Raw genomic sequence first — 14,559 nt, 5'->3', positions numbered from 1 at the left:
GTTGCTCGGCAACTAAATGTAAACCCAATTTTAGGAATGCTATGCGTATTACTACGATACGGCGTCGCCTAACCGCTTTGACAGCGCTGCCTCTTGCTGCTGCGCTGCTGGCCCCCGTGGCCGCTGCGGCAGATGCTTCGTCAGCAAGTGACGCTGAGTTGGCTGCGGCTCTGCCCGCCTCCGCCGCCCAGTTCAAGACTGGTGAGAACACCTACCGTATTGGTGCCCCCAAGGCTGGGGGTAGCTCTACCGGAACTGTGCCCGCTGGCCTAGAGTCCTTCTACAGCCAGAAGATTGAATTCTCCAAGGCTAACTGTGAGGCCATGGGCAAGGAAGCTACCCGCGCTGTGTGCGGTTACGCGATTGTGCCCGTGGACTACTCCAAACCCAACGGCGCCACCATCGCTGTGGCCGTGGTGAAGGTACCCGCCAAGGGCACCAACGCCTCCCCGGTTTTCTTTAACCCCGGCGGCCCCGGCGGCTCGGGTGTGGACCTGGTGATGGCCTACCAGAACGATGCTGGTGCTATCGGCAAGCTCAACGAGACCCACGACCTGATTGGTTTTGACCCTCGCGGCGTGGGTGTCTCCCTACCTTTCGCCCAGTGTGAGACTAACGCTGAGCGCGACAAGGCCCGTGAGCTGCTCTACACCGGCACCCCTGAGGAGATCGCTAAGAAGCTGCGCGCTGGCACTGAGAACTCTGTCAACGGCTGCTTCAACAACACCGGCCGCATCTTCGGTTTTGACGCTGAAGGCCGTAAGGACCTGCTCTACCACCTGGGCACCTCCACCGCCGTGCGTGACATCGACACCCTGCGCTCTATCATGGGCGCCACCAAGCTGGACTACGTGGGTTACTCCTACGGTACCCGCCTGGGCTACGTCTACCTGCAGACCTTCCCGGCTAACGCTGGGCACATCGTGCTTGACGGTGTAGTTGACCCGCTTTCTAACACCGCCCCTAAGAGTGGTCAGCGCGTTGACTCCTCCAAGATCACCGATGCACAGCTTGAGGCCGCTAACTCGGCTCTGCTGGGTCAGGCTAAGGGCTTCCAGGACAACTTCAACCAGTTCTCCGACTGGTGCATGAAGCTGGATGCTTCCGGTCAGACCTGGGGTGACCTGATGCCGCGTCTGGTTAAGGGTTCTCGCTTTGAGAATGAGAAGGCCACCTGTGCTCTGGGTAAGGCTCAGTACCAGCCTCACGACGGCGACCTGGCCGACGACGACGCCAGCATCCCGGTGGCCACTCGCGCCTTCCAGAACATGATGCGTCCGCTGACCACCAAGGCCATTCCGGCTGGTAGCGATGGGCGTACCCTGAACTTCGACCTGGCCCTGACCGGTATGCGTCAGGCCCTGTACGCCGAGTCCTACTGGCCTTACGCTGCTTTGGCCATGGAACTGGTCTCTGACTACAACAACGGTTCGCTGTTCATGTCTCTGGCTGACTCTTACGACGGCCGTAACGCTGACGGCACCTACGACCCCTCGCAGGCTGCCTTCACCGTTATTCGCTGTGCTGACTCGGCTAACCCCAACGGTTACGACCAGAGCCTGTCTGACCGCCTGACCCAGATTTACCTCAAGTACTCCCCCTTCCAGGACCCGGGCGCTCCGGGCAACAAGGTCGGCTCCCCCGACTCCTGTGACCTGTGGAAGTTCTCCGGTAACCTGCAGGCTGGTGGCGAGCTCAAGGGCCTGCCTAACACTCTGATCATCTCTACCACTCACGACCCGGCCACCCCGTACGAGAACGGCCCGGTCATGGCTGAGCTGGTACACGGTACTCTGCTGAGCGTTGAGGGTGACTCCCACACCGCTTTCGGTAACAACGCTGCCAAGTACGCTTGTGTAAACGAGATCACCCTCAAGTACATCAACGAGGGCGTCGTACCGGAAGATGGCAAGTACCCGCAGATTTGCACGATCAAGTCCTACAAGCAGACGGTCAACCCGGACAACCCGGTCAACCCGGTTCCGACTCCTAACCCGACTCCGAACCCGACCGCTGCTCCTACCAGTGGCCCCACCAGCGCCCCCACTGCTGTGCCGCTGCCGACCATGGCCCCCAGCGCCCTGCCTACCGCAGCTCCCACCACCGGCAAGACCGTTGTGGCCGCTCCCGGTAAGGGCGACAAGAAGCCGCTAGCTCACACTGGTGTTTCCAGCGTGGCGATTGTGTCCTTCCTGCTGGCCAGCCTCGGTGGCGTAGCTGTGCTGCGTAGCCGTCGCAAGGAAGCCTGATCGGCAACCGATTGGCGCTATAGCCAGTTAACGCCGCAACCGGCTGATCATTAGCTAGATAACCGGCTAATCATTAGATAGCTGGCGATCACTAGATAACTGGTTGATCATTAGTTTGGGCCTCAGCGCGAAAGCGCTGAGGCCCAAACTTGGCTATGCCGTTGCTTGCGCATATAGCTTGAACAGATGCGCCACAATCTTTTCCTCGTCCCCGTCAAAGTTAACGCCATAGGCAGCTTCTACTGCGGCATCAACGCTGAGCTGCGCCAGAAAGGGAAGATCGCCACGCTGGCCTGCGGTTACAACGCCTCCGTCGGAGCGCTCAAGGCGATGGGTGCCCTACGGATGGGGAAGGATTAGACGCGCCAAAGAGGCAACTCGCGCCAGTTGTCAGGTGCGCCTATGCGAGAAAACGGCACGATGGGATTGTGCGGGTAAGTGTCGAACAGCTTCGGTAGCCGGTCGGCTGGAGACAACTCCAGTTGGCGGTGCAAGTATTGGATAAGGGAGAGCTGCCCGAACACGCGATTCATTCCTTCAGCTACCGGAGCCAGCCTGACGTCATTGTTCAGTTTCGGTTTGATGTCGTAAACACGGTTGAACATCCTTGCATGATGAGCTGCGTAGTTGCGCAGAATATTCAAGGATTTCAGCCACGATTCGAGCTGAGGACCAGTTAGGTCGCTGCCGTGCCCGGGCGTTCAAACGTTGAGGATCCAAATAGATCAACGGGTCAAGGCGGCCCAGTTCGTGACCGAGCTTGGTTCGAATAGCCAACTCCACGCGATCAAGCTCGATGAACACGCTGTGGCGCAATTGCTCGTCAAACCCGTAGAGGGCTACCACCAGGTCAAACGATGCTCCGTCAACGAATTCATCTTGGGCGGTGCCGTCGCCTTGGGAGAAACGGCGCATCGGGTACCAGTATCCGGACAAGCGGTAGTAGTTCAATCGAGCCAGCAACATCTCGGCATGCTCGGGATCATTCACTCGCATCCCACGCTGACGAAGCAATTCGACCTGTTCACCGTAGGTCTTGAACTGCTTCACCTGCTCCACGCGCACCCCTGTTTGATACGAAAAACGAAGACCGGCCCTGGACTCCCACCGAGGCGGGCAGCGGAACCGGTCATGTTGATCACAAGGTTACCTGGTTGATGACGCCGAAGCAAGAACACGAGGCACGGAGCCATCGGTACGTTCACACACCAGTGTGTTCTCTGACCCGTCCGGATTCGCCGGCCCTCGGGGGCGTAGCTGTGCTGCGTAGCCGTCGCAAGGAAGCCTGATCGGCAACCGATTGGTGCTATAACCAGTTAACGCTGCAACCGGCTGATCATTAGCTAGATAACCGGCTAATCATTAGATAGCTGGCGATCACTAGATAACTGGTTGATCATTAGTTTGGGCCTCAGCGCAAAAGCGCTGAGGCCCAAATTTTTTATTTGTGGAGGTCTTTGTGAACTGTATTGCTTTAGACACAAAAAAGCTCCCATGTTTTACATGGGAGCTAATTTATTGCTGCAGTTTTAAACACTGCATTGGTGGACCCGGCGGGACTCGAACCCACGACCCTCTGGGTGTAAACCAGATACTCTAACCAACTGAGCTACAGGTCCTTGCGGGTATAAAGTTACCCTACCCGCTAGGGAGATTACAAATTATTTGCGACGTGAAGAAATTCGCACTCCGCTCCAGGCGTCACTTACTTGCCGTGCGCTGGTAGCGTGCATACCCGCATTGCCTGCCGCCTCTTCCACCACGATCGGTGAAACTGCGCCAGCACTGCGAGCCTTGGGGGTGAACACCCAAATTAGCCCTTCCCCATCCAAGTTAGCGGCGACGTCGACCAAAAGATCGGTGAGTTCATCTACTCCCCCGTCTTCCTCACGCCACCAGGCGATAGCGCCGTCAACAACATCTGCATAATCTTCGTCTACTAGTTGGTTGCCCAGCGCTTCCTCAAGCTGAGCCCTTAACGCCATGTCGGCGTCGTCGTCGAAGTAATATTCCTGAATGATTTGCCCGGCCTCGAAGCCCAGGCGGGTAGCGGCTGAAGTTGTGCCGTCGTGGTTAAGCGACATGGAATAAGCACACCCCAAAATCGCTGGCTTTGCAAGCTGTATGCGCGTTTTACCTGCATCTATTCAAATGTTTCTGACATTAAGCGAGCTCAGCCACACTTAGTATTGCCCGCATCTCCATTAACTTCCCCATCAGGAGCGATAAAACATCCCCACCCAGCACACATGCAGTACTTCACACCACTATCTGGGACTTAATGCCCGATTTATTCGCTTTATCTAGGTCAAAAGTCGTAGATTAGTTAGGTACAGCGGGCTTAGCCCCACGGACTGACGCTCCGGCGCGCGCAGTCGACCACAACGACGCGAAGGGAATAACCGTGGCCCCAACGAATGAATCCACGCCGCTTATCGATGGCCTGTTAGCCAAGGTCACCGATAATGATCCACAGGAAACAGCTGAATGGAAGCAGTCTCTAGACGCGCTTATCGCCGAAAAGGGTCAAGCCCGAGCACGCTACATCCTGCTATCCATGCTGGCTGAAGCACGTCTAAAGAACGTAAACGTCCCCGGCCAGCTAACCACCCCTTACGTCAACACCATTGCTGTTGACGAAGAACCCTACTTCCCCGGCGATGAAGCCGCAGAGCGCCAGTACCGTCGCTGGATCCGTTGGAACGCTGCCGTTATGGTTACCCGCGCCCAGCGTCCGGGCATCGGCGTGGGTGGACACATCTCCTCCTACGCTTCCGTAGCCACCTTGTACGAAGTAGGTTTAAACCACTTCTTCCGTGGTAAGGACCACCCCGGCGGCGGTGACCACATCTTCTTCCAGGGCCACGCCTCCCCCGGCCCTTACGCACGCGCTTTCATTGAAGGCCGCCTAACCGAGGCTGACCTGGACGGTTTCCGTCAGGAATACTCCCACCCGGAGCAGGGACGCGGCCTGCCCTCCTACCCACACCCGCGCCGCATGGAGGACTTCTGGGAGTTCCCCACTGTATCTATGGGTCTAGGCCCCTCCCAGGCCATCTACCAGGCTTGGTTCGACAAGTACCTGCACATGCGCGGCATTAAAGACACCTCCCAGCAGCGCACTTGGGCTTTCCTGGGCGACGGCGAAATGGATGAGCCTGAAAGCCGTGGCATGTTGCAGCTGGCTGCTCAGCAGCAGTTGGACAACCTCACCTTCGTCATTAACTGCAACCTGCAGCGTCTAGACGGCCCAGTACGCGGTAACGGCAAGATCATTCAGGAGCTGGAGGCCTTCTTCCGTGGCGCCGGCTGGAACGTCATTAAGGTGATTTGGGGCCGTGGCTGGGACCGCCTGCTGGCTGCCGATAAGGACCACGCCCTGGTGCACCTGATGAACGAAACTCTCGACGGTGACTACCAGACTTTCAAGGCTAACGACGGCGCCTACGTGCGTGAGCACTTCTTCGGTCGCGACCCGCGCACTGCCGCCCTCGTCAAGGACTGGACCGATGAGGAAATCTGGGCCCTACAGCGTGGCGGTAACGACTACCGCAAGATGTACGCCGCCTACAAGGCCGCTACTGAGCACACCGGCGCCCCCACCGTTATCTTGGCCCACACCGTTAAGGGCTACGCCCTGGGCTCCCACTTCGCGGCGCGTAACTCCACGCACCAGATGAAGAAGCTCAAGCTTGATGACCTCAAGGCCCTGCGCGATACCCTACACATTCCGATCAGCGACGCAGAGCTAGAGGCTGACCCCACCCGTCCGCCTTACTACAAGCCCGCCGCAGACGACCCGGCCCTGCTCTACATGCTGGACCGCCGTCGTCGCCTAGGTGGCTTTATCCCTGAGCGCCGCCCCGGCAACAAGGAGATTGAGCTACCCGACCCCAAGATTTACGACATCCTAAAGGGCGGATCCGGCAAGCAGGAAGTGGCCTCCACCATGGCCTTTGTGCGCCTGCTTAAGGAACTGATCAAGGACAAGCACATCGGTAAGCGTATTGTCCCGATCATTCCTGACGAGGCACGTACCTTCGGCCTGGACTCGATCTTCCCCTCAGCTAAGATCTTCAACACCCTGGGCCAAAACTACCTGCCGGTAGACGCAAACATGATGCTGTCTTACCGTGAAGCTCAGGCCGGCCAGATCATGCACACCGGTATTAACGAGGCTGGTTCCGCTAGCGCCTTCCAGGTGGCCGGCACCTCCTTCGCGGTCAACAATGAGCCGATGATCCCGGTTTACATCTTCTACTCGATGTTCGGTTTCCAGCGCACCGCCGACCAGTTCTGGGCTGCCGGCGACCAGCTCACCCGTGGTTTCATCATTGGCGCCACGGCTGGACGCACCACCCTGACCGGTGAGGGCACCCAGCACATGGATGGTCACTCGCCGCTGATCGCAGCCACCAACACCGCCGTGATCAGCTACGACCCGGCCTACGCCTACGAAATCCGCCACATTGTGCGTGACGCCCTAGAGCGTTGGTACGGCCCCGACAGTGGCCGCAACCGCGACATGATGTACTACCTGACGGTTTACAACGAGCCCATGGTTCAGCCCGCTGAGCCGGAAAACGTGGATGTTGAAGGCATTTTGGGTGGTATCTACAAGGTGGCTGACGCCCCCGCCGGCCAGGGCCCGCAGGTGAGCCTGCTGGCTTCAGGTGTGGGTGTGCCGTGGGTTTTGCAGGCCCGCGAGATGCTACTTGAACACTGGGGCGTGCGCGCCAGCGTTTACTCGGTTACCAGCTGGAACCAGCTGCGCCGCAACGCCCTTGAGGTGGATGAGCACAACTTCCTGCACCCCGAGCAGCCGGCCCAGGTGCCGTTCCTGAGCCAGAAGCTAGCTGGGGCCACCGGTCCGTTCATTGCCACCAGCGACTACGACCACCTGGTTCCCGACCAGATCCGCCAGTGGATCCCCGGTGACTACCACGTTTTGGGTGCTGACGGTTTTGGTTTCTCCGACACTCGCGCTGCTGCCCGTCGTTTCTTCAAGATCGACGCCGCCAGTGTGGTCACCAAGGCCCTGGAGGCTTTGGCTAAGCAGGGGCAGGTTGACCGCTCCCTAGTAAGCCAGGCCATTGACCGCTACGACCTGCTCAACGTGCGCGCCGGCAACTCCGGCGCTCAGGGCGGCGACGCCTAAAACGCCGCGCAGTAAATAATGTGGGGGCCTGGCTACCAGCCAGGCCCCCCACTGTTTAACGCTGCTTAGTTATAACGCCGCAGTTTAACTGCAACTTAGCAGCTTAGCTGCGACTACTCAGATACCAGGGTGTTCGGGTCACCGCCGGAGTAGTACTTCTTGGAGCGGTAGTGTGGGCGCAGCAGGTTCTCTACGCTCAGCAGCTCATCGAGGGTGGCCTCGTCTAGCAAGCCCATCTCCAGCACCACTTCGCGCACGTTGCGTCCAGAGCGAGCACATTCACGCCCAACCAGGTCACCGTTGTGGTGCCCAATGACAGGGTTGAGGTAGGTGACAATCCCAATGGAGCCCAGCACGTGGTTGCGGCACACATCCACATTGGCCTTAATGCCCACAACGCACTTTTCACGCAGCGCCTGCATGGCGTGGATAAGCAGGCTGGAAGACTCAAAGGTGGCCTGGCAAATTACCGGTTCCATCACGTTTAGCTGTAGCTGGCCAGCCTCTGCCGCCATAGTGACGGCCAGATCATTACCGATCACCTTGAAGCAAACCTGGTTAACCACCTCAGGGATTACCGGGTTTACCTTAGCGGGCATAATCGAAGAGCCAGCCTGGCGCTCAGGCAAAGAAATCTCGCCTAAACCAGCACGCGGGCCGGAAGAGAGCAGACGCAGGTCGTTACAGATCTTTGATAGCTTGACGGCCAGACGCTTAATAGCGGCGTGGATAGACACATAGGCGCCGGTATCGCTGGTGGCTTCCAGCAGGTTGGTGGCCCCCGAAACATCCAGGCCGGTGATTTCGTGCAGGTGGCGTACCACGCAGTCCTGGTAGCCATCAGGGGTGTTTAGGCCGGTACCAATGGCGGTGGCGCCCAGGTTTACCTCTAGCAGCAGGTTGGCGTTGTTACGCAGACGCGGAATTTCTTCACCTAGCAGCACTGCAAAGGCGTGGAATTCCTGGCCTAGGCTCATGGGCACCGCGTCTTGCAGCTGGGTGCGTCCCATCTTGAGGATGTCTGCGAACTCGTCACCCTTGGCGTTAAACGCGCCAATCAGCAGGGACAGCTCGGCTTCTAGCTGGTCAACCTTGTGGAATAGGCCTAGACGGAAACCAGTGGGGTAAGCGTCGTTGGTGGACTGGGATTTGTTGACGTGATCATTGGGGTTAATGATGTCGTAGCGGCCCTTGGCGTAGCCCATGTGTTCTAGCGCCAGGTTGGCAATAACCTCATTGGTGTTCATGTTGATGCTGGTGCCCGCGCCGCCCTGGAAGACGTCAATGGGGAACTGATCCATGCAGCGGCGGTTTTCTAGCACCTGGTCGCAAGCCCACACAATGGCGTCAGCGATCTGGGGGTCAATAACGCCCAGCTCCTTGTTGGCTAGCGCGCTGGCTTTCTTGACGGTAACCATGCCCCGCACGAAGGTAGGTAGGTCAGCTACTTTTTCCTTAGAGATTTGGAAGTTTTCTTGAGCCCTGAGGGTGTGGATACCCCAGTAGGCTTCAAGGGGCACCTGACGCTGGCCAAGGAGATCTTCCTCGATCCGGGTTGCCTGAGTCATTATCTAAGTTCAGCTCCTTAATAGTTGCTGCGCTAGCACCCTTTTGGGTCGCTAACACTTATGCCTGACGGCATTACAACACTAACGGTTTGCTAGGGGTTTTGCACCCAAACACCACCAGTAACACTGACAATCTGTCAGTATTGTTGAGACATAGATGACATGGGCCCTAACATAGGCTTATGGAACCTTTGAGCCCGGATGCGATCAATACTCTGCGTGAGGCCAAGGAACGTCTAATTGAGCACTCTATAGACCGCATAAGCGCGGATCTTCCCTGGTTCCGTGAATTGCCGCGCGCTGACCGCGAGCGCATTGAGACTGTGGCTCGTGCGGGTGTTTCTACTTTTATTGATTGGATTGCGGGTCAGGTTGATACCGGCGCGCCGATGCGTATTTTCTCTGCTGCCCCCCAGACTTTTACTGGCGTTATTAGTTTGGATCAAACTATTGCCTTGGTGCGCATTGTGGTGGATACGGTGCAGGCGGAGGCGCCCACGATTGTGCCGCCCCAGATGCGTGACGCCGTGCGACTGGCAGTGGCCCAGTTTGGCTCTGACGTTGGTTTTGCTACTGCTGGGGTTTACGCTCGCGCCGCTGAGGTGCGTGGGGCTTGGGATGCGCGGCTAGAGTCAGTGGCGGTTGATGCTTTACTTCACGACGACGCCAGTGTGGCTATGACGCGGGTGTCTGCTGCGGGGTGGCGCTGCCATGGGCCGGCAGTGGCCATTAGTGCCCAAGCCACTTTGGACGCCGTCGCCGTTTCACGCCTGCGCCATGAAGCCCATAACGCAGCCTATGACTGCCTGATCTCGGTGCACTCAGAAAATGTGCTGGTTTTGCTGGGCTCTGAGGGTGACTGGCAGGACAAGCAGGTGCGTGAGCGGCTTAGTAAGGCCGCCACTGAGCTAGCTAAAACTCTTGAGGGCGATACGGTGATTGGCCCGATTGTGGCTGATATTAGTGAGGGTTCGTATTCGCTGCGTTGTGCGATGGCGGGTTTGGATGCCTTGCCTGCTTGGCCGGGGGCGCCGCGTCCGGTGCAGGCTAATGATTTGTTGCCTGAGCGCGTGTTTGCTGGTGATGAGTTGGCTAAGGCGCAACTGTTTGAGCAGATTTATAAGCCTTTGCACGCTTTGGGCTCCACTATTGAGGAGACTATTTACACCTATCTGCTCTCTGGGGCTAGTTTAGAGGGTACGGCGCGGGCTTTGTTTGTGCACACCAACACGGTGCGTTACCGCCTGGGGAGGGTGGCGTCGCAGCTGGGTTGGGATGCCACGGATCCGCGCGAGGCTTTTGTGTTACACACCGCAATTATTTTAGGCCGTTTGGCCCAAAGCGTTAAGGCTGACCAGTAGAATCTATATCGTTACTAGTCCTGCTTCAAAGGAGTCGATATGGCACATGAGCGTAGTGAAATCGTTAAGGCAATCGCCCAGATCGTCAATGAGGAGACGGGGGTAGATGCCGCGCGAGTAGTTGAGGGCGCCAGTTTTGCGGCGGATTTGGATATTGACTCTTTGGACCTGCTGAGCATTACCACCCGCATTGAGGAGCACTTCAACATCACTATCGCCGACACTCAGGCCACTGCTTTGCGCACTGTGGGCGAGGCGGTTGATTTGGTGGCTTCCCTAGAGTCCTGACCCAAAGTCCTGAAACTAGGTTTTAGCTAATGGAGCGCGTTGCAGTTACCGGCCTGGGCACTATTAACCCGCTGGGGGTTGATGTGGAGCAAACTTGGGCCGGGGCACGCGCGGGGCGATGCGCGATTAGCGCCCTTGAGGCTCCTTGGGTGGATGAGTATGGGTTGGCTGTGCGCGTGGCCGGGCAGTTGCCGGTTCCCCCTAGCGAGCTGCTCTCTGCACGCGAGGTGCGGCGCTTAGATCCGGCCACCCAGTGCGCTTTGATTGCTGCCCGTCAGGCTTGGGCGCAGGCTTTTGGCTCGACGGCGCAGGTAGATCCCGAGCGTTTGGCGGTTAGCTTCTCCCCCGGCATGGGCTGCGTAACTACGGTTATGGATGCTTGGGATACTTTGCGCACTAAAGGGCCGCGTAGGGTTGCCCCCACTACTGTGCCGGCACTAATGCCTAATGCCCCTGCGGCCACATTAGCTATGGAGTTTACGGCCCGCGCAGGCGCCCACGCCCCGGTTTCGGCTTGCGCTTCAGGGGCGGAGGCCATTAGTTATGGCGCTGATTTGATTCGTTTAGGTAGGGCCGACGTGGTTGTTGCCGGTGGCTGCGACGACGCCCTGCACCCGCTGACGGTGGCGGCTTTTGCGGCCATGCGGGCGCTATCTACTAACCCTGACCCATCTGGGGCTTGCAGGCCTTTTGCTAGTGACCGTGACGGTTTTGTGCTGGGTCAGGGCGCGGGTGCGCTGGTGCTTGAGGCTGAGTCTTACGCCAAGGCGCGTGGGGCTAAGGTTTTGGCTTATCTTGATGGCAGCGCAGTTACCTGCGATGCCTACGATGTGGCGCGTCCGATGGCTGATGGACACTGTCAAGAACAGGCTTTACGCCAGGCTATTGCTCAGGCTGGCATTAGCCCCGCACAGGTGGGACACGTTAACGCCCACGCTACTTCCACCCCGGCCGGGGACGGCGTTGAAGCCGTTATGCTGGCACGGGTTGTTCCCCAGGCGGCGGTTAGCGCCACTAAATCTATGACCGGTCACCTGCTAGGTGGGGCTGGCGGCCTTGAGGCGGTGCTGACGGTTTTGGCATTGGCTAAGCAGTGGGCTCCCCCGACACTTATGCCAGGTGAGTTAGACCCACAAACCGCCATCGACGTCGTCGGACCCCAGGGGCGCCAGCTAAAGACCCAGGCGGCCGCCTCTACCTCCTTTGGCTTTGGCGGGCACAACGTGGCGCTCGTATTTACCGCCGCCTAAAGCAGCCGCGCTGTTCACTGTCGCCTAATCACCACCACCTAAAGCAGCCGCTTAAAGCAAAGGAAAACCGCGCCCAATGGACGCGGCGGGAGGGAACTTAAAGGGGGGTTGGGGAGTTTAGGCGAACTTGTGTAGCCAGCGCACCGAAACGTCAGCGCCCGCGTAGCGGAAGGGCTCCAGCTCGTCATCCCAAGCCTGCCCCAGGGCCAGGTCTAGTTGACGGCGCATCTGTTCGGGGTCGCCAGCCTCAAGGGCGGCGCGAATACGGTTTTCAGGAACCACAATGTTTCCATGCACATCCATCTGTGCGTGGAAAATCCCCAGGTCGGGCGTGTGTGACCAGCGCGAACCGTCGTGGCCTAAGGTGGCTTCCTCAGTTATTTCATAACGCAGATTAGCCCAGCCACGCATTGCCGAAGCCAGCAGCGCCCCAGTACCAACGGGACCTACCCATGAATACTCGGTACGCAGCACACCTGGAGTAGCTTTTTGAACACCCCATTCCAAGTGCACCTCAGTTTTCAATACGTCTTCTAGCATCCACTGCACGTGTGGGCACAAAGCCCTGGGTGCAGAGTGCACGAAAACTACACCGCGGGTGTAACCAACAGCCACGACGAAACACCTCCTGAGTGGTTTTTAGCTCGTCTTCCCCTACGTCTAAAAACATCGTGTCGAGCCGAGAGTGTGTGGATCACCTAGCGGCGTTATACGCACGTTATGTATAACGCGAAGTTTATACCAATAGGCCGCCCACGTCATCGTTAACTAGACAATGATTTAATTAATTGTATGTTCGCTTGGTTGCATCCGGGCCCAAAGCTGCCCGCCCCGATCCATCAGGCCTTTAGTGCCGATAAGTTACTTGCCGCTTACCGCCTAGAAGGCGACGACGACGCCTGGCTGGTGGCCGCTAAGTCCGGCCTGGTACGCGTAGCTAGCGACGGAACCAAAACCCCGCTTTGCGCTTGGGATGAGGTAGAGCGGGCCGCGTGGGATGGCCAGGAGCGCAAATTCACCATCAACCCCATCAACGCCTCCCCCACCCAGTGCGTGCTAGCTAAGCCCACTGATAAGGGTGAGCGTGAGCGGCTTGATCAGTTGGCACGCACTTTAAGGCAGCAAGTCGAGCGTGCCATTGTGGTGCGCCGCGACAACGTACCCCTTGGCGGTGGGGCGCTAGCCACTATCACTATCCGTCGTCGCAGCGACGATTCACTGTATTGCCTGTCTTTAATTGAGGCCGATGCATCCCTTAATGAGGAGCAATTGGCGGCCCTAAAGCAGGCAGAAACCCAAACTAAACTTAGTGTGGGCCTGGCCACACAAGAAGATTAGCGCGGAATTTCAAGGAAAAGCCACCTTTGCGCCGATTAGACATGCGTGGGCAGGCTTGATAAAGTTTCTTCCTGCGCGAGCAATTCCTGCGTAGCTCAACGGCAGAGCATCCGACTGTTAATCGGACGGTTACTGGTTCGAATCCAGTCGCAGGAGCCAGCACCCCGGAGGTAAAACCTCCGGGGTTTTTGTTTACCCAAGCAGCCCAGGCTCCCCCTTGCTCCCCCTTGCCAGCTTCCCCCTCAGCTCCCAGCCACTGCGCCGGCCCTCAGCAGCCACCACTATCCGCAGCTACGGCCAGGGCCAGCCTGGCGCCGTCGAGTCCGCCCAGCGCCGCCGTCGAGCGCCGCCCTAGCCGCACCCAAAACAAAAACCCCGCCTGCCACCCAAAACGGGCCGACAAGCGGGGCATAAGCGCTTTAGATGGGGCTGGTGGTGTAAACCACGGTCCCCCACGGGCTGGTAACCGTCACGCGGTAAATCAGCTTGGCACTAATGCGCTTAGGGAATGTAGCCGGCAGACGTGAAGGCCAGAACAGATCGAAGGTAACCGCACTGGCGCCGTCGTTAGGCGAAGTGAAGTTCTGGTTGAGCTGCAAGGTCAAATCCCACTTAGTGCGGCCATTAGCGCCCTTAGAGCGCACCCCAAACCAGTGATTACCATCCGAAGTGGAGCGAGTCCCCTGTACCACCGAATACCAACCCTGGTCACGCATAACTAGCGAAGGCCAAGCCGGGTTAGCAGCCGTGCCGCGCGTGTAACGCGTACCCCTGGGCACATCCTCCTGGCTGATACGTGCCACATCAGCGTACTCATCTGAACCGGGAGATGAAGTATCGCCAATGTTTTCAATCACCACATGGATCTGCTGGCCCCTACCAACCTGCTCGTAGTAGCCACTCTTGCTAGCCGGAGCCGGGGTTAGCTTGCCAGTACCCTTCTGGGCTGAACCCAGCGTAGAAGCCGCCGTGGCATTAGTCACCACCAGCGTATTTGAGCCGGTTTTAGTGGCAGTGGGGTAAATAATCCACGGCTGGTAGTGCTTATCGGTACCGGTAGTTTTACCCTGACCAACATCAGAGAAAGTGTTAGACCACAGCACAGCCACCACCTGGCCAGCCTGCTTATCAGCAGAAACCGCCAGAGCCGGAGCAGCTGAGGTAGCAATCAAAGCCGGCGCACTCCAAAGCGCCGCGCGCGTTACATTACGGCGTGAAACCTGCATATGAACCTTTAGGGTTGATGGGAACTTAAACCTTACGAGCAGGCCGTTTAGGGGGATGACCTAGCTATGAAGGGCGCTTTAAGCGCTAACCGGGATAGTTTATACCGTTCCTTAAGCCGTG

General features: G+C 58.1%; 13 protein-coding genes and 2 tRNA genes. 8 read left to right on the top strand and 7 right to left on the bottom strand.

The window, feature by feature from the left end; translation table 11 throughout:
• Positions 1 to 41: 41 nt before the first annotated feature.
• The gene (locus tag HMPREF0045_RS00230; RefSeq protein ID WP_005984378.1) at positions 42 to 2,249 is read left to right on the top strand and encodes an alpha/beta fold hydrolase; all 2,208 of its coding nucleotides are present in this window, start codon (positions 42 to 44) and stop codon (positions 2,247 to 2,249) included.
• Positions 2,250 to 2,435: 186 nt separating this feature from the next.
• Positions 2,436 to 2,609 carry a hypothetical protein gene (locus HMPREF0045_RS10310; protein ID WP_005984376.1) on the top strand — a complete coding sequence of 58 codons (174 nt, stop codon included), beginning with the start codon at positions 2,436 to 2,438 and terminating at the stop codon, positions 2,607 to 2,609.
• Here the strand turns inward: HMPREF0045_RS10310 and HMPREF0045_RS11270 are convergent.
• From HMPREF0045_RS11270 to HMPREF0045_RS00215, 4 genes are all read right to left on the bottom strand, one after another.
• Positions 2,606 to 2,893, bottom strand: coding sequence for an Abi family protein (locus tag HMPREF0045_RS11270; protein ID WP_414105142.1), 288 nt, complete (start codon positions 2,891 to 2,893; stop codon positions 2,606 to 2,608). The genes HMPREF0045_RS10310 and HMPREF0045_RS11270 overlap by 4 nt on opposite strands.
• Positions 2,811 to 3,308 (bottom strand): Abi family protein, encoded by a 498-nt coding sequence (locus tag HMPREF0045_RS00225; protein ID WP_005984372.1) that lies wholly within the window; start codon positions 3,306 to 3,308, stop codon positions 2,811 to 2,813. Before HMPREF0045_RS00225 ends, HMPREF0045_RS11270 begins: the two co-directional genes overlap by 83 nt.
• 483 nt (positions 3,309 to 3,791) lie before the next feature.
• Positions 3,792 to 3,868, bottom strand: a tRNA-Val gene (locus HMPREF0045_RS00220).
• A gap of 42 nt (positions 3,869 to 3,910) precedes the next feature.
• On the bottom strand, positions 3,911 to 4,333 hold the full coding sequence (locus HMPREF0045_RS00215; RefSeq protein ID WP_005984370.1) for a DUF3052 domain-containing protein: 423 nt from the start codon (positions 4,331 to 4,333) through the stop codon (positions 3,911 to 3,913).
• A gap of 320 nt (positions 4,334 to 4,653) precedes the next feature.
• On the opposite strand from HMPREF0045_RS00215, the gene aceE reads away from it, so the two are divergent.
• Positions 4,654 to 7,407, top strand: coding sequence for a pyruvate dehydrogenase (acetyl-transferring), homodimeric type (gene aceE, locus HMPREF0045_RS00210; RefSeq protein ID WP_005984368.1), 2,754 nt, complete (start codon positions 4,654 to 4,656; stop codon positions 7,405 to 7,407).
• 113 nt (positions 7,408 to 7,520) lie between these two features.
• On the opposite strand, the gene aspA is transcribed toward aceE, so the two are convergent.
• The gene (gene aspA, locus HMPREF0045_RS00205; protein ID WP_005984366.1) at positions 7,521 to 8,975 is read right to left on the bottom strand and encodes an aspartate ammonia-lyase; all 1,455 of its coding nucleotides are present in this window, start codon (positions 8,973 to 8,975) and stop codon (positions 7,521 to 7,523) included.
• Positions 8,976 to 9,157: 182 nt separating this feature from the next.
• On the opposite strand from aspA, the gene HMPREF0045_RS00200 reads away from it, so the two are divergent.
• Genes HMPREF0045_RS00200 through HMPREF0045_RS00190 form a run of 3 tightly spaced genes read left to right on the top strand, consistent with a single transcriptional unit; the run spans position 9,158 to position 11,874 of the window.
• Positions 9,158 to 10,336 (top strand): PucR family transcriptional regulator, encoded by a 1,179-nt coding sequence (locus tag HMPREF0045_RS00200; protein WP_005984364.1) that lies wholly within the window; start codon positions 9,158 to 9,160, stop codon positions 10,334 to 10,336.
• 39 nt (positions 10,337 to 10,375) lie between these two features.
• On the top strand, positions 10,376 to 10,624 hold the full coding sequence (locus tag HMPREF0045_RS00195) for a phosphopantetheine-binding protein (RefSeq protein WP_005984362.1): 249 nt from the start codon (positions 10,376 to 10,378) through the stop codon (positions 10,622 to 10,624).
• Positions 10,625 to 10,653: 29 nt separating this feature from the next.
• Positions 10,654 to 11,874 carry a beta-ketoacyl-[acyl-carrier-protein] synthase family protein gene (locus HMPREF0045_RS00190; protein WP_005984361.1) on the top strand — a complete coding sequence of 407 codons (1,221 nt, stop codon included), beginning with the start codon at positions 10,654 to 10,656 and terminating at the stop codon, positions 11,872 to 11,874.
• A 117-nt stretch (positions 11,875 to 11,991) separates the two neighbouring features.
• Here the strand turns inward: HMPREF0045_RS00190 and HMPREF0045_RS00185 are convergent, their stop codons facing one another.
• The gene (locus HMPREF0045_RS00185) at positions 11,992 to 12,489 is read right to left on the bottom strand and encodes a DUF3145 domain-containing protein (protein ID WP_005984359.1); all 498 of its coding nucleotides are present in this window, start codon (positions 12,487 to 12,489) and stop codon (positions 11,992 to 11,994) included.
• Between the two features lie 177 nt (positions 12,490 to 12,666).
• On the opposite strand from HMPREF0045_RS00185, the gene HMPREF0045_RS00180 reads away from it, so the two are divergent.
• Positions 12,667 to 13,212 (top strand): hypothetical protein, encoded by a 546-nt coding sequence (locus tag HMPREF0045_RS00180; RefSeq protein WP_005984357.1) that lies wholly within the window; start codon positions 12,667 to 12,669, stop codon positions 13,210 to 13,212.
• 84 nt (positions 13,213 to 13,296) lie between these two features.
• Positions 13,297 to 13,371: transfer RNA gene (locus tag HMPREF0045_RS00175), tRNA-Asn, on the top strand.
• Between the two features lie 260 nt (positions 13,372 to 13,631).
• Here HMPREF0045_RS00175 and HMPREF0045_RS00165 read toward each other — a convergent pair.
• Complete coding sequence (locus HMPREF0045_RS00165; protein ID WP_005984356.1) at positions 13,632 to 14,438, bottom strand: hypothetical protein; 807 nt, start codon at positions 14,436 to 14,438, stop codon at positions 13,632 to 13,634.
• Positions 14,439 to 14,559: the final 121 nt, after the last annotated feature.

This window comes from Actinomyces graevenitzii C83 (assembly GCF_000239695.1).
GTDB lineage: Bacteria > Actinomycetota > Actinomycetes > Actinomycetales > Actinomycetaceae > Actinomyces > Actinomyces graevenitzii.
Note: the sequence above shows the minus strand (reverse complement) of the source record. Positions and strands in the feature narration are given on the sequence as shown.

Excerpts from the sequence above, each read along its gene's own strand:
- HMPREF0045_RS00195 (WP_005984362.1), top strand. The coding sequence starts at position 10,376 with ATGGCACATGAGCGTAGTGAAATCGTTAAGGCAATCGCCCAGATCGTC.
- HMPREF0045_RS00200 (WP_005984364.1), top strand. The coding sequence starts at position 9,158 with ATGGAACCTTTGAGCCCGGATGCGATCAATACTCTGCGTGAGGCCAAG.
- aspA (WP_005984366.1), bottom strand. The coding sequence starts at position 8,975 with ATGACTCAGGCAACCCGGATCGAGGAAGATCTCCTTGGCCAGCGTCAG.
- HMPREF0045_RS00180 (WP_005984357.1), top strand. The coding sequence starts at position 12,667 with ATGTTCGCTTGGTTGCATCCGGGCCCAAAGCTGCCCGCCCCGATCCAT.
- HMPREF0045_RS10310 (WP_005984376.1), top strand. The coding sequence starts at position 2,436 with ATGCGCCACAATCTTTTCCTCGTCCCCGTCAAAGTTAACGCCATAGGC.
- HMPREF0045_RS00215 (WP_005984370.1), bottom strand. The coding sequence starts at position 4,333 with ATGTCGCTTAACCACGACGGCACAACTTCAGCCGCTACCCGCCTGGGC.
- HMPREF0045_RS00230 (WP_005984378.1), top strand. The coding sequence starts at position 42 with ATGCGTATTACTACGATACGGCGTCGCCTAACCGCTTTGACAGCGCTG.
- HMPREF0045_RS00190 (WP_005984361.1), top strand. The coding sequence starts at position 10,654 with ATGGAGCGCGTTGCAGTTACCGGCCTGGGCACTATTAACCCGCTGGGG.
- HMPREF0045_RS00165 (WP_005984356.1), bottom strand. The coding sequence starts at position 14,438 with ATGCAGGTTTCACGCCGTAATGTAACGCGCGCGGCGCTTTGGAGTGCG.